This is a genomic window from Enterococcus lemanii, from assembly GCF_016909125.1.
GTDB lineage: Bacteria > Bacillota > Bacilli > Lactobacillales > Enterococcaceae > Enterococcus_I > Enterococcus_I lemanii.
In genome coordinates, this window is record NZ_JAFBFD010000053.1 from 1 (window position 1) to 14,442 (window position 14,442).

General features: G+C 36.2%; 10 protein-coding genes and 1 pseudogene. 10 read left to right on the top strand and 1 reads right to left on the bottom strand.

Annotated elements, in window-relative coordinates; all coding sequences use genetic code 11:
- Nucleotides 1-87: 87 nt before the first annotated feature.
- The 6 genes and pseudogenes from JOD14_RS12210 to JOD14_RS12235 form a co-directional block, all read left to right on the top strand.
- Nucleotides 88-708, top strand: a pseudogene (locus JOD14_RS12210) (flotillin family protein); the annotation flags it as partial.
- Nucleotides 709-961: 253 nt separating this feature from the next.
- Nucleotides 962-1,864: a tyrosine recombinase XerC gene (xerC, locus tag JOD14_RS12215; protein ID WP_204655059.1), complete on the top strand. Its 903-nt coding sequence runs from the start codon at nucleotides 962-964 to the stop codon at nucleotides 1,862-1,864.
- Between the two features lie 40 nt (nucleotides 1,865-1,904).
- The gene (hslV, locus tag JOD14_RS12220; RefSeq protein WP_204655060.1) at nucleotides 1,905-2,450 is read left to right on the top strand and encodes an ATP-dependent protease subunit HslV; all 546 of its coding nucleotides are present in this window, start codon (nucleotides 1,905-1,907) and stop codon (nucleotides 2,448-2,450) included.
- Between the two features lie 2 nt (nucleotides 2,451-2,452).
- The gene (gene hslU, locus JOD14_RS12225) at nucleotides 2,453-3,850 is read left to right on the top strand and encodes an ATP-dependent protease ATPase subunit HslU (protein WP_204655061.1); all 1,398 of its coding nucleotides are present in this window, start codon (nucleotides 2,453-2,455) and stop codon (nucleotides 3,848-3,850) included.
- Between the two features lie 18 nt (nucleotides 3,851-3,868).
- The gene (gene codY, locus JOD14_RS12230) at nucleotides 3,869-4,654 is read left to right on the top strand and encodes a GTP-sensing pleiotropic transcriptional regulator CodY (RefSeq protein WP_204655062.1); all 786 of its coding nucleotides are present in this window, start codon (nucleotides 3,869-3,871) and stop codon (nucleotides 4,652-4,654) included.
- Nucleotides 4,655-4,678: 24 nt separating this feature from the next.
- Entirely contained in the window at nucleotides 4,679-5,554 is an 876-nt protein-coding gene (locus tag JOD14_RS12235) for an aldose 1-epimerase family protein (RefSeq protein WP_204655063.1), read from the top strand.
- 72 nt (nucleotides 5,555-5,626) lie between these two features.
- On the opposite strand, the gene plsY is transcribed toward JOD14_RS12235, so the two are convergent.
- Nucleotides 5,627-6,259, bottom strand: a complete 633-nt coding sequence (gene plsY, locus JOD14_RS12240) for a glycerol-3-phosphate 1-O-acyltransferase PlsY (RefSeq protein WP_204655064.1) — start codon at nucleotides 6,257-6,259, stop codon at nucleotides 5,627-5,629.
- A gap of 147 nt (nucleotides 6,260-6,406) precedes the next feature.
- Between plsY and parE the strand changes: the two genes are divergently transcribed.
- The 4 genes from parE (at nucleotide 6,407) to pflA (ending at nucleotide 14,282) form a co-directional block, all read left to right on the top strand.
- Nucleotides 6,407-8,425: a DNA topoisomerase IV subunit B gene (gene parE, locus JOD14_RS12245; RefSeq protein ID WP_275581423.1), complete on the top strand. Its 2,019-nt coding sequence runs from the start codon at nucleotides 6,407-6,409 to the stop codon at nucleotides 8,423-8,425.
- 12 nt (nucleotides 8,426-8,437) lie between these two features.
- A complete protein-coding gene (parC, locus tag JOD14_RS12250; RefSeq protein WP_204655066.1) occupies nucleotides 8,438-10,876 on the top strand; it encodes a DNA topoisomerase IV subunit A in 2,439 nt (812 codons plus the stop codon).
- A gap of 283 nt (nucleotides 10,877-11,159) precedes the next feature.
- Nucleotides 11,160-13,442 (top strand): formate C-acetyltransferase, encoded by a 2,283-nt coding sequence (gene pflB, locus JOD14_RS12255; protein ID WP_204655067.1) that lies wholly within the window; start codon nucleotides 11,160-11,162, stop codon nucleotides 13,440-13,442.
- Nucleotides 13,443-13,514: 72 nt separating this feature from the next.
- Complete coding sequence (gene pflA / locus JOD14_RS12260; protein ID WP_204655068.1) at nucleotides 13,515-14,282, top strand: pyruvate formate-lyase-activating protein; 768 nt, start codon at nucleotides 13,515-13,517, stop codon at nucleotides 14,280-14,282.
- Nucleotides 14,283-14,442 lie beyond the last annotated feature (160 nt).

The following is a 14,442-nucleotide window of genomic DNA, read 5'->3' on the forward strand; positions in this document are numbered from 1 at the left end:
AAGGAATAGTCATGAAATTTCGAAAAATTTACACAATTCGAAATTGGATGAGTGTTGTCTTTTCTATAAAAGTGAATTATGAAATTGGTTCAATTGATTGAACAGGAAAAAAATATTGAAATACAAGCAAAACAAGCCGAATTAACTGAAAAAGAATTAACCGCAACTTTAAGAAAACGAGCAGAAGCCGATAAATATGTTGTTGAACAAAATGCTTTAGCCGAAAAAGCAAAAGAAATTGCAAAAGCCGAAGCGGAAGCAGAAAAAGTAAAATTAGCAGCCCAAGCGGAAGCTCAACGAATCGAAAAAATTGGTTTAGCGGAAGCAGAGAAAATTGAAAAAATTGGTCTTGCGCAAGCTCAAAGTCAAGAAAAAATGGCGCTGGCCTTACAAAAATTAAACGAAGCTGGTGTTTTAATTGAATTTATTAAAGTCTTGCCAGCGTTAGCAAAAGAAGTAAATGCTCCGATTAGCAATATCGATAAACTAGTGAGTTTTGGTGGCACAGGAGAAATTCATCAAATGGGTGAAGCTGGTTTAGCTCGTACTTTTGATACGATTAAAGAAACAACAGGCTTAGATTTAGCCAATCTAATTAATGAATCCATGGCAACAAGACAAGGCAATAAAGAATTAGTTGAGGCTGTTACTGAATTGCAAGAAGAAAAACCATCTCAAGCGACAAGTGCTGTGACCCAAATAAAGTAATAAAGCATAATTGGAGAAAAATCGGATAATCGCACTGAAAAGTGTTTTTATTCGATTTTTTTATCACCTTCAACAAGCTGAAAAATCGCTTGAAAAAGGAGTGAATATTCACTTTTAGTTTGAGTAAAAAAGCTTAAATGAAAGCGTTAATTGTCAAATTGTGACGAAACTTTGAAATATTGGTAAATTTCTGACAATTCAATTGTTTTTTTTTAAGAGCTATGATAACCTTTAAAAAGATTGGAGCGATTGGATGGGAAATATAGACTTATTAACAGCATTTACGCGTTACTTGACATTGGAAAGAGGCTACTCTGATAAGACTAAGGAAGCGTATCTCATCGACATTCATGACTTTGAAGTTTTTTTGTCTGAATCAGGAGATGCCGAATTACGAAATGTTGACTACCGTGATGTTAGAATTTATTTGAGTTATTTAACAAATGAAAGAAAATATAGTCGAAATACTTTGAATCGGAAAATGGCAAGTTTACGATCGTTTTACCAATACTTATTAAAACAAGAATTGATTACTGAAAATCCATTTAGCTATGTGCATTTAAAAAAACAAAATCAACGCTTACCACATTTTTTTTATGAAGAGGAAATTCAAGCGTTATTTGATAGTTTCCCAACCCAAAGTCCCCTTGATTTAAGAAATCGTGCATTGCTAGAGGTTTTATACGGTTCTGGTTTACGGGTCAGTGAATGCAGTTTTCTTGAAATTCGTAATATTGATTGGGAAATGTCTGTTTTTCGTGTAATTGGTAAAGGCGATAAAGAACGTTACGTGCCATTTAACCAATCGACGAAAACAGCGATGCAAAAATATTTAGAAAAAGGTCGTCCAGAGCTAGTGTCTAAACAAGAAGAAGAACAACCATTTGTGTTTGTGAATCACTTAGGCACGCAACTAACGACTGCGGGAATTAGTTATATTTTAAATCAAATCATTCAAAAAGGGGGCCTTGATCTACAAATTCACCCGCATAAATTGCGGCATACCTTTGCAACACATTTACTAAATAATGGTGCAGATATGCGAACCGTACAAGAATTACTAGGTCATGATAACCTATCAACGACACAAATCTATACACATGTAACAAAAGACAGTTTACAAAAAAATTACCGTCAATTTCACCCACGAGCATAAATGTCGTTAAGGTGATGGCTAATACAGGAGGAATATATTAATGAGTTCACAATTTCATTCAACAACAATTTGCGCAATTGAAAAAAACGGTCAATTTGCAATGGCTGGTGACGGTCAGGTAACAATGGGCGAACAAATTGTGATGAAAGGTACGGCAAAAAAAGTTCGTCGGATCTATAATGGAGAAGTCATTGTTGGCTTTGCAGGAAGCGTAGCCGACGCGTTTACCTTGGAAGAGAAATTTGAAGGTAAATTAAACGAATATAAAGGCAATTTGCAAAGAGCGGCGGTTGAATTAGCACAAGAATGGCGTACTCAACAGGCAATGCAAAAACTGGAAGCGATGCTAATTGTAATGAATAATAAAGAGATGTTGTTAATTTCAGGAACAGGAGAAGTAATTGCGCCTGATGATGGTATTTTAGCGATTGGCTCAGGTGGTAACTACGCATTAGCTGCTGCTAGAGCATTAAAGCAGTATGGTGGCGAAGGGTTTACTGCAAAAGAAATTGCACAAAAGGCTTTGACGATTGCTGCAGATATTTGTGTATTTACGAATCATAATATTATTGTAGAGGAATGTTAGTTATGCAAAATCAAAATATTTCACCAAAAGAAATTGTTAAAGAGTTAGACCAATATGTCGTTGGACAACAAGCTGCCAAAAAATCCGTAGCGGTGGCTTTACGAAATCGTTATCGACGCTTGCAATTAGATGAACAAATGCAACAAGAGGTTACTCCCAAAAATATTTTAATGATCGGTCCAACTGGGGTGGGGAAAACAGAGATTGCGCGACGTTTAGCTAAAATTGTTTCTGCTCCTTTTATCAAGGTTGAAGCAACGAAGTTTACAGAGGTTGGTTATGTCGGACGTGATGTGGAGTCAATGGTTCGTGATTTAGTTGAAAACGCGATTCAGATTGTCCGTAAAGAGCAATATGCTCGTGTGGCCTTACAAGCAGAGAAAAAAGCCAACCGACGTTTAGCAAAAGTTTTGGTTCCGGGAATCAAGAAAGAACAAAAAAAATCAATGAACCCTTATGAACAAATGATGGGTATGTTCAATCAAATGCAACAACCAGAAGAAGTAAAAGAGGAATTGACCGATGAAATTCGAGTGAACCGCCAATCAATTTATGAACAGCTAGAAAAAGGATTACTTGATCAAAGAGAAATAACAATCGAAATTGACGAACCAAAAGTGAATGTGCCTGCAATGAACCAAGGCTTGGAGCAGATGGGCATCGATTTGAATGAAACACTCGGTGCGTTAAAACCGAAAAAGAAAATTGAACGCACGGTTACGGTGAAAGAAGCACGGGAATTATTAATTCAAGAAGAGTCTTCAAAATTAGTAAATGATGCCGATATTCATAGTGAAGCCTTACGTTTAGCCGAAGCAAGTGGGATCATTTTTATTGATGAAATTGATAAAATCACCTCGAAATCACAACATTCAGGTGAAGTTTCTCGTGAAGGTGTCCAACGAGATATTTTACCGATTGTCGAAGGGTCTCAAGTGAATACAAAATATGGGGTCATTCATACGGATCATATTTTGTTTATTGCCTCCGGAGCGTTTCATTTATCAAAACCAAGCGATTTAATTCCTGAGTTACAGGGGCGTTTTCCAATTCGCGTGGAACTGGATGATTTAACAGCAGAAGACTTTGTGAAGATTTTGAAAGAGCCTAATAATGCATTGGTGAAGCAATACATCGCTTTACTGCAAACCGAAAATGTCAAAGTAATTTTTACTTTAGAAGCATTAGAAAAAATGGCAGAAATTGCCTTTCAAGTAAACCGTGACACCGAAAATATTGGTGCCAGACGTTTGCATACTATTTTAGAAAAACTATTAGAAGACTTATTATTTGAGGCATCTGATATGTCGATGGCGGAAATAACGATTACAGAGTCGTATGTTGAAGAAAAATTAAGTTCAATTGCAAGTAATGAAGATTTAAGTCGTTACATTCTTTAATTTATTGGGGGAGTAAAAATGAAAACACTGTTGGAAAAAACGAGACAAATTAATGAGTTGTTACAGCAAAATAACGCTTTTGATTCTGCAACCGATTTGCCTTATGACAAAATGGCAATTATATTAGGGGATATATTAAATTGTAATACGTATATTATTAGCCAAGAAGGGGCTCTATTAGGCTTTACGGAAAAGCATGATGTCAATAATGCACGAGTTAAAAACATGTTTCTTGAAAAACAATTTCCTAAAAGTTATACGGATATGGCGGATCGCTTAGCAGTTACAGAGGCGAATATCCCAATTAGTAGCGATTTGACCGCTTTTCCAGTAGAGTCACGCGAACTTTATCCAGCAGGCATTACAACAGTTGTTCCAATTTACGGTGCTGGTCGTCGTTTAGGCACGATTATTTTATCTCGAATTGATCAAACTTTCGATGAAGATGCTTTAGTATTAGCTGAATATAGTGCAACGGTTGTTGGAATGCAAATTTTATATCAAAAATCCCGGAGCATTGAAGACGAAGTTCGGAGCGCGACGGCTGTTCAAATGGCGATAGGAACATTATCTTATAGCGAATTAATTGCAGTTAAAGCTATTTTTAAGGCACTTGGTGGTGATGAAGGGCGCTTAACGGCCTCTAACATTGCCGATGAAATTGGGATTACTCGATCTGTAATTGTGAATGCTTTGAGAAAATTAGAATCAGCAGGAATTATTGAATCACGCTCGCTAGGTATGAAAGGAACCTATCTAAAAGTGTTGAATCAACGTTTTAAAGAAGAGCTAAGCAAATCTTAATAAAGGTTTAGGGGGACTAGAAGGATGCTTTATACGATTGAAACACCGCATTTACAAGCTGTGATTGACTCAAAAGGAGCAGAATTACAAAGTTTGTATGGGAAAGAACAAGAAATAGAATATATTTGGCAAGGAGACAAGCGATATTGGGGGAGAAAAGCACCAATTTTATTTCCAATTGTAGGTGCATTAAAAGACGATCAATATACTTATCAAGGAAAAACTTACGAAATGTTTCAGCATGGTTTTGCTCGTGATTTAGAATTTGAGTTACACGAACAAACAGAGGACAGTATTTCTTTTTTATTAACCGATACACCGCAAACAAAAAAAGTTTATCCTTTTTCGTTTAAACTTTATGTTTCTTACCAATTAGGCGGCGATGGTTTAATCGTGAAATATCGAGTGGAAAATCCAACAACAGAAGATTTATTCTTTTCAATTGGTGGCCATCCTGGTTTTAATGTTCCTCTTGAAAAAGGAGTCGCTTTTGAAGATTACTACTTAAAAGCATCGCCAATGAAATCAAGAATTGAAATTCCATTAAAAGGTCGGTACATTGACTTACAAAACCGAACATTAGGTCAAACGAATACAACGATTGCTCTTAGTCGAGCGCTTTTTGAAAATGATGCTTTAGTATTTGAAACCAAAGGGCTAAATTCTTTTTCAATTTGCAGTGATCAATCACCACATCGCGTGACTTTATCTTTTAATGACTTGCCGTTTGTAGGAATTTGGTCGCCATATCCTATTGAAGCACCTTTTGTTTGTATTGAGCCTTGGGCAGGAGTGGCGGATACTGTTGAGGCAACAGGGGAATTGAGTGAAAAGTTAGGTATTCAAAAACTAACTGCTCATGAAGCATTTGAAACGAAATATTCCATTACAGTTAAATAATGAGAAGAGTACGCTCAACATAAAACATGCCCACTCCCTTCATTAAAGAGGTCAGTGGGCATGTTTGCTTGTTTATTTTTTATTTTTATTTAAACCAAAAGGGACTTTGTTTTCAGTTCCGTTTTTTATTCGCACGATATTATCTTTGTGGCGATAAAAAATAAAAATCGTAACACCAATCGCAATCATTGTTAGTAGCCAGTCTTGTTGAGGCAAAATATTTGGAGCAATTAACGGTAAGAAGATGGTCGATAAGGTGATTAAGACAGCAGCAATCATACTCGTTAAACTAACCATACTGGTAAAAAATAAACCGATTAAGAAAATAGCTAAGGAGTATAAAAAGAAAAGTGGTTGATAGCCAAGTAGCATGCCTGCACTTGTTGCGACGGCTTTTCCTCCTTTAAAGCGCGCAAAAATAGGGAAAGTATGGCCCAAAATCGCTGCAACGCCAAACCATAAAGGGTTGATATTTGTTATACCGAATAAAGTTGGTAGTAAAGTTGCTAGCGTTCCCTTACAAATATCCATAAATAAGACGACCGTCCCTGCTTTTTTTCCTAAGACACGATAAGTATTGGTTGTACCAGAGTTGCCACTACCAAATTGACGAATGTCTTTTTTAAAAAAGATTTTTCCAACCCAAACACCAGAAGGGATGGAGCCTAATAGATAGGCGCTGAAGAATAAAATAATTGTTTCCATATAAACTCTCTTTCTAAAAAAAATCTAGTCTAATAGTAGCATGAATAGCATATGAAAGAAACTAGACTTTGAGATTTATTTTGCGATAACCCGCTATTATGATGTATAATGATTCGAGTGATTTTGAAAAACAAAGGAGCGTTTGCTTTGGCAGAAAAGAAAAAATTAGAATATAACGATGATTCAATCCAAGTTTTAGAGGGCTTAGAAGCGGTTCGGAAAAGACCAGGAATGTATATTGGTTCAACTGATGGACGCGGTTTACATCATCTTGTGTATGAAATTGTAGATAATGCGGTTGACGAAGCTTTATCAGGTTTTGGTAATAAAATAGAAGTTGTCTTATATCCAGATCAAAGTATTAGTGTAAAAGACAGTGGACGTGGAATGCCAGTAGGGATGCATACATCTGGTGTTTCGACTGTTGAGGTAATTTTTACTGTTCTCCATGCGGGTGGAAAATTTGGCCAAGGTGGTTATAAAACATCCGGTGGATTACATGGCGTCGGTGCAAGTGTCGTTAATGCACTATCTAGTTGGCTGGAAGTAACGATTTATCGCGATGGTTATGAGTATTGCCAAAAATTTCAAAATGGTGGCAAGCCAAAAGGGAAATTAAAAAAAATCGGTAAAACAAAAGAAGCAAATGGCACAAAAGTACAGTTTTTACCTGATCCAACGATTTTTTCTGTTACGAAATTTTCTTACGATATTTTAGCAGAACGATTGCGTGAGTCAGCTTTTTTATTACGCGGCATCGAAATTGCTTTAATTGATCGACGAGAAGAAGAAAAAAAAGAAGAAATCTTTTTATATGAAGATGGCATTGAAGCGTTTGTTGAATATTTGAATGAAGAAAAAGATGCATTGACTTCAATTATTTATTTTTCAGGTAATAAAGAAGGCATCGAAGTTGAAGTAGCGATGCAGTACAATGATGGGTTTTCAGAGAACTTACTTTCCTTTGTAAACAATGTTCGAACAAGAGATGGAGGAACGCATGAAGTAGGATTGAAAACAGCACTGACAAAAGCTTTTAACGAGTATGCGCGTAAAGTAAACTTATTAAAAGAAAAAGATAAAAATCTTGAAGGCAGTGACTTTCGAGAAGGCTTAGCCGCTGTTTTGTCGATTCGTGTACCAGAAAATTTACTGCAATTTGAAGGGCAAACAAAAGAAAAATTAGGAACACCTATTGCAAGAACGATTGTTGAACAAATTGTTACAGAGCAATTAGGGTATTATTTACAAGAAAATAGTGAAACGAGTCAAATGTTGATTCGTAAGGCATTAAAAGCCCGGGAAGCCCGGGAAGCCGCTAGAAAAGCTCGGGAAGAAAGTCGTAATGGTAAGAAAAAGAAAAAAGGCGAATCTTTACTCTCAGGAAAGTTAACACCTGCTCAATCACGTAATCCAAAGAAAAATGAACTTTACCTAGTCGAAGGAGATTCAGCGGGCGGTTCAGCCAAACAAGGCCGGGATCGGAAATTTCAAGCGATTTTGCCTTTACGAGGAAAAGTCATCAATACTGAAAAAGCTAAAATGCAAGATATTTTAAAAAATGAAGAAATCAATACAATGATTTATACGATTGGCGCAGGTGTTGGTGCAGAATTTTCAATTGAAGATTGTAATTATGACAAAATTATTATTATGACCGATGCGGATACAGATGGTGCTCATATCCAAGTGTTACTATTAACGTTCTTTTATCGTTATATGAAACCTTTAATTGAAGCAGGGAAAATTTATATCGCTTTACCACCGCTATATAAAGTTTCAAAAGGAACTGGCAAGAAAGAAACGATTGAGTATGCTTGGACGGAAGAAGAGCTGCAAGAAAAAATCGAAATCATTGGCCGAGGTTATATGATTCAACGATATAAAGGGCTTGGTGAAATGAATGCGGACCAACTTTGGGAAACGACGATGGATCCAGCTAGTCGAACATTGATTCGAGTATTAATTGATGATGCCGCACAAGCAGAAAGACGTGTAACGACTTTGATGGGCGATAAGGTTGAACCTCGCCGAAAATGGATCGAACAAAACGTTCAGTTTACGTTGGAAGAACCAAAAGGTATTTTAGATAGCTCGGAATCAAACAAAAAAATAACTACTGAAGAGCAAGAGCGATTTGAAGAAATTAATTTATTTGAACAATAAGGAGGGTCATGGTTGGAAAATAATCAAATTATACAAGAACTAACTTTAGAAGACGTGATGGGTGATCGCTTTGGCCGGTACTCCAAATATATTATCCAAGAACGGGCCTTACCTGATATTCGCGATGGCTTAAAACCAGTACAACGTCGTATTTTATATGCAATGAATAAAGATGGAAACACATTTGAAAAAGGTTTTCGTAAATCAGCTAAGTCTGTAGGGAATATCATGGGGAATTATCATCCTCATGGAGATAGTAGTATTTATGAAGCAATGGTCCGAATGAGTCAAGACTGGAAATTACGAGAAATTTTAATTGAAATGCATGGAAATAACGGGAGCATGGATGGTGATTCGCCAGCAGCGATGCGTTATACAGAAGCTCGTCTTTCTGAATTAAGTGGAGAGTTATTAAAAGACATCGAAAAAGAAACAGTGGAGCATGTTTGGAATTTTGATGATACTGAAAAAGAGCCAACTGTTTTGCCGGCACAATTTCCCAACTTACTAGTCAATGGTTCAACGGGAATTTCTGCGGGATATGCAACAGAGATTCCGCCGCATAATTTAGGAGAAGTAATTGATGGGACCATTTATTTAATCGATCATCCAACAGCCTCTATTGAAAAATTAATGACGTATATTCCTGGCCCAGATTTTCCTACTGGTGGAATATTGCAAGGACAAGAGGAGATTAGTCAAGCTTATCAAACGGGAAAAGGCAAAGTTATTTTACGTTCGCAGACTAAAATTGAAAACATTAAGGGTGGGCGTCAACAAATTGTTGTAAACGAAATTCCTTATGAGGTGAATAAAGCCAATTTAGTTAAAAAAATTGACGAAATTCGCCTAAATAAAAAGATTGATGGGATTAGTGAGGTCCGTGATGAAAGTGATCGAACAGGTTTGCAAATTGTTATTGAATTAAAAAAAGAAGCAAATGCTGAAGGAATCTTAAATTACCTATTCAAAAGCACTGAATTACAAGTGAACTACAACTTTAACATGGTAGCCATTGATCAAATGCACCCACAGCAAGTTGGTTTAAAACGTATTTTAGCTAGCTATATTGCTCACCGTAAAGAAGTTGTTTTAAAACGAAGCCATTATGATTTAAATAAAGCTCTTAAGCGTCAACATATTGTTGAAGGGTTAATGAAAGCTTTGTCAATTTTAGACGAAGTGATCGCTACCATTCGTAGTAGTAAAGATAAAAAAGAAGCAAAAGAACAACTCATGATGCAACATCAATTTACTTTAGAACAAGCAGAAGCGATTGTAATGTTGCAATTGTACCGGTTAACGAATACCGACATAACGCAATTACGGCAAGAAGCACAAGAACTAGCAAGTCAAATTATGCAACTACAAAAAATTATTGACGAAGAAGCCGAATTGTTACGGACGATAAAAAACGAATTACGAGTAATTAAGAAAAAATATGCGAATCCTCGTAAGACAGTTATTGAAGCGAAAATTGAAGAAATTGTAATTGAAACAGAAGTTTTAATTACAGCTGAAGACGTGATGGTAACCGTTACGAAAGAAGGCTATTTAAAGCGTAGCAGTTTGCGTTCTTACCAGGCATCGAAACCGGACGAATTAGGTATGAAAGAAGGAGATTTACTTGTTTTTGCTAAACAAGTAAATACGCTAGACCATCTATTATTAATTACAAACAAAGGCAATGTAATCTATCGACCAGTTCATGAAGTGCAAGAAATAAAATGGAAAGAGCTAGGAGAGCATATTTCCCAAACAATTATTAATTATTCACCGGATGAAGTGATTTTAGGCGTCTTTGATTATCGTGAATTAGATGAAGCGAAGAATTTTTTAGCGATTAGTCGAGAAGGTTTAATTAAGCAAACTAAAATGAGTGAGTTTACTTTGTGGCGGACTTATAAGAGTCGTGCCCAAACTATTATGAATTTTAAATCACCAGAAGACGAACTAGTAAATATTTATTTAGTTGATCCAACGCTGGAATTAGACGTATTTTTAGCAAGCTATCTCGGCTATGGCTTACGCTATTCCTTAAGCGAAATCCCACTTGTTGGCCCAAGAGCAGCAGGAGTTAAGTCAATAGGCTTAAAACCAGGTGATTTTGTAGTAAACGGATTGGTTGTTTATTCTCAAGGAGACACTCCGATTGTTATCGTGACTCAAAGGGGCGCTGTAAAACGGATGCTGGCACAAGAAATTAATCAAATAGGGCGTGCCAAACGTGGTTTAATGATTTTAAGAGAGTTGAAAAACAATCCTCATCGTGTCGCTTATATGGGAGAAGGTAGTCAAGCGAATTTGCGAATTCAAAATCAAAAAGGACAAGAAGTCGTTATTTCTACTAAAGATTATCCAATTGCTGATCGCACATCAAATGGTAGTTTTGTACTCGATGAAAAACAAGGCGGCGAAGTAAACACTGTTGAACCGTTATTCGAATTTTAAGGAAACTGTTATAGTTTTATTTGCTAACAGCGGTATCTGTGTTGATACAGATGCCGCTGTTTTATTTATTTTTTAGTAATTAATTCCAAATAACTTTAGAATTAATTAAAACAATCACAAACAACAAATGTTGATTTAACAACGTTTTATCTAGTTAATCAGTAAAATAATAAATAATTGCTCATAAAAAGATATGATTTCGCTTGCAAAGAAGTAGATATGTGTTATACTATTCACGTAAAGCTGTTTCATTAAGAAAACAGAAAATAAGGAGGACCATTATATGTCATCTGTAGTAAAAAACAATGTAGAAAAATTTAACACTGCTTGGGAAGGTTTTAAAGGCGGACGTTGGGAATCAGAAGTTGATACTCGTGGATTTATTCAAGCCAACTATACAGAATACCGCGGCGATGATAGCTTTTTAGAAGGAATTGCACCAAGTACGGATAAACTATGGACAAAATTGCAAGAGTTATTTGATGTTCAACACGATCAAAATGGCGTGTATGACATGGATAACAATATTCCAGCAACCTTAACTTCACATGGCCCAGGATATTTAATTAAAGAAGAAGAAAAAATTGTTGGGTTACAAACAGATGTGCCATTGAAACAAGCTTTCCAACCATTTGGTGGGATTAATATGGCAAACAACTCATTAACGGCGAATGGTTATGAAGTTGACCCTGAAATGACTAAAATCTTTACAGATTGGCGCAAAACACACAACCAAGGTGTTTTTGATGCTTATACACCTGAAATGCGTTTAGCACGTAAAAACAAAATTATTACTGGTTTACCAGATGCTTATGGACGCGGACGAATCATTGGTGATTACCGTCGTGTTGCTTTATATGGTATTGATTTCTTAATGGAACAAAAGAAAAAAGACCATGATAACACTGGGAACAAAGTAATGACGGATGACGTTATTCGTTTACGTGAAGAAATTAGCGAACAATACCGTGCGCTAAACGACTTGAAAAAAATGGCAGCATCATACGGATTTGATATTTCTCGTCCAGCTGAAAATGCACAAGAAGCAGTTCAATGGTTATACTTTGGTTACTTAGGTGCAATTAAAGCGCAAAACGGTGCAGCAATGTCAATTGGTCGTATTTCTGCTTTCTTAGATATCTATATTCAACGTGATTTAGATAAAGGTTTAATTACAGAGTTTGAAGCACAAGAATTAATTGACCACTTAATTATGAAATTACGTATGGTTAAATTTGCTCGTACACCAGAATATAACCAATTATTCTCTGGTTATCCAATTTGGGCAACATTATCAATTGCAGGTATGGGTATTGACGGTCGTTCATTAGTAACGAAGAGTGATTTCCGTATTTTACACACACTAACAAACATGGGACCATCTCCAGAACCAAACTTAACTGTTTTATATTCTTCTCATTTACCAGAAGGTTTCCGTACATTTGCTTCAAAAATTGCGAAAGAAAGTTCTTCTATCCAATTTGAAAATGATGATTTATTACGTGCAAACTGGGGTTCAGATGACTGTGCCATTGCTTGTTGTGTATCTGCAACTGTAATGGGTAAAGACATGCAGTTCTTTGGTGCGCGTGCGAACCTTGCAAAAGCTGTTTTATATGCAATTAATGGCGGCGTTGATGAGAAAACAAAAATGCAAGTAGCACCTAAGTACCGTCCAATGACTGGTGATACATTAGATTATAACGAGTTTATGGAACGCTTTAAAGATATCATGGATTGGTTAGCAGAACTTTATGTGAATACATTAAACGTTATTCATTACATGCATGATAAATACGCATATGAAGCTGCACAACTTGCTTTAATGGATAGTGATTTAAAACGTACTTTTGCAACAGGTATTGCAGGAATTTCTCACGCGGCGGACTCTGTGATGGCAATTAAACACGGTAATGTTCAAGTAATTCGTGATGAAGATGGCATGGCAATTGACTATGTTCCACAAAATGCATTCCCAACATACGGGAACGATAATGCGGAAGCAGATGCAATGGCTAACTGGATTTTAGATTACTTTATGACACAAATTAAACGTCAACACACTTACCGTAATTCAACACCAACGACTTCTTTATTAACAATCACATCTAACGTGGTTTATGGTAAAGCAACTGGGAACACACCAGATGGACGTCGTGCAGGTAAACCATTAGCACCAGGTGCAAACCCAAGTTACCAAGATGGTAAATTCTTGGGTGAGAAAAATGGCTTGTTAGCTTCTCTTAACTCAACCGCTCGCTTGGAATACACACATGCACTAGATGGCATTTCTAATACACAAACAATTAATCCAAACGGTTTAGGTAAAGACGAAGAGACAAGAATTGCAAACTTACGTAACGTAATGGATGGTTACTTCAACAATGGTGGTTACCACTTAAACGTGAACGTATTTACAAACGAATTATTACTTGATGCGCAAAAACATCCTGAAAAATATCCAAACCTTACCATTCGCGTTTCTGGTTATGCGGTTAAATTCCGTGACTTAACACCAGAACAACAAGCAGACGTTATTGCAAGAACTTCACACGATAAGTTATAATAATAAATAAGGTTAGAAAGGGTGCCAGTTTTTAACTGGTCACCCTTTTTTTAAAGAAAGCGAGGGAAAATTATGACTACTCCAGTTACAGGAGTCATTCACTCTACAGAAAGTTTTGGAACCGTTGATGGACCAGGCGTGCGTTTTATTGTCTTCACTCAAGGTTGTCGGATGCGTTGCCAATTTTGCCATAATCCAGATACTTGGAAAATTAATGATCCGAAAGCTTCTGTCCGAACAGCAGATGATGTATTAGAAGAAGCTTTGAAATATCGCCCTTATTGGGGAGATAAAGGCGGCATCACCGTTAGTGGCGGGGAACCTTTATTACAATTAGATTTTTTAATTGATTTATTTAAAAAAGCAAAGGCACAAGGCATTCATACAACGATTGATACTTGTGGCAAACCTTTTACTCGTGAAGAGCCATTTTTCTCAAAATTTTCTGAGTTAATGGAATATACCGATTTACTTTTATTTGACATTAAGCATATTGATCCAGAAGGGCACGTTGAATTAACGACCCAAACAAATGATAATATTTTAGAAATGGCGAAATACTTATCAGAAATTGGTCAGCCTGTTTGGATTCGTCACGTTTTAGTACCAACGAAGACCGACTATGATGATTTCTTAATTCGCCTTGATGCTTTTATAAAAACATTAAATAATGTTGATAAAGTTGAAGTTTTACCCTATCATACAATGGGTAAATACAAATGGGATGAGTTGGGCTTAAAATACCCTCTTGAAGGAATTGAACCACCAACGAATCCTCGGGTAGAAAATGCTAAAAAATTATTACATGTTGAAGAGTATACTGGCTATTTAACGCGTTAAGTTTTAAAGCAGTGACGAAATAAGGCTCTTTGTCAAATAGTGTTGTTTAGCAATATCCGTATAATTAAGGGCTCTTTGTCAAATAGTGTTGTTTAGCAATATCCGTATAATTAAGAAGGACTCAGGTTCTTCTTTTTTTGTTATTTAATTTTGGCTTTTT

Bases quoted from the DNA above. Each gene is read 5' to 3' on its own strand.
- xerC (WP_204655059.1), top strand. From the start codon at position 962: ATGGGAAATATAGACTTATTAACAGCATTTACGCGTTACTTGACATTG.
- hslV (WP_204655060.1), top strand. From the start codon at position 1,905: ATGAGTTCACAATTTCATTCAACAACAATTTGCGCAATTGAAAAAAAC.
- hslU (WP_204655061.1), top strand. From the start codon at position 2,453: ATGCAAAATCAAAATATTTCACCAAAAGAAATTGTTAAAGAGTTAGAC.
- codY (WP_204655062.1), top strand. From the start codon at position 3,869: ATGAAAACACTGTTGGAAAAAACGAGACAAATTAATGAGTTGTTACAG.
- JOD14_RS12235 (WP_204655063.1), top strand. From the start codon at position 4,679: ATGCTTTATACGATTGAAACACCGCATTTACAAGCTGTGATTGACTCA.
- plsY (WP_204655064.1), bottom strand. From the start codon at position 6,259: ATGGAAACAATTATTTTATTCTTCAGCGCCTATCTATTAGGCTCCATC.
- pflB (WP_204655067.1), top strand. From the start codon at position 11,160: ATGTCATCTGTAGTAAAAAACAATGTAGAAAAATTTAACACTGCTTGG.
- pflA (WP_204655068.1), top strand. From the start codon at position 13,515: ATGACTACTCCAGTTACAGGAGTCATTCACTCTACAGAAAGTTTTGGA.